Source organism: Flavobacterium xizangense, from assembly GCF_054075145.1.
The window spans coordinates 1-232 of sequence record NZ_JBSIPG010000350.1 but is presented as its reverse complement, the minus strand read 5'-3'; the positions used below and the strand labels follow the sequence as shown (position 1 = coordinate 232).

Annotated in this window: 1 pseudogene; it reads left to right on the top strand. The window is 29.7% G+C overall.

What is annotated here, in order from left to right:
- Positions 1–232: pseudogene (locus ACWA1B_RS23725) on the top strand (DUF3592 domain-containing protein); the annotation flags it as partial.

Sequence of the window (232 nt, the reverse complement as noted above, 5' to 3'; positions counted from 1 at the left end):
GAAAATAGATGATTTAAAATTCAACGGGAGATCTATTATAACCAAATTTGATAATGTAAATATTAATTACAATTATAAAGTAAACGGAAGAAGCCCGTATGTTATTTATAGTCAATGGCTCAATCCAGCAACTAACGAAATGCATTTATTCCAGAGTGAAGATATTTGGTATAATCCAACAGATTTCATTTTGTCAGAAGAGATAAAAGTACTGATTGACCCTTCAAATCCA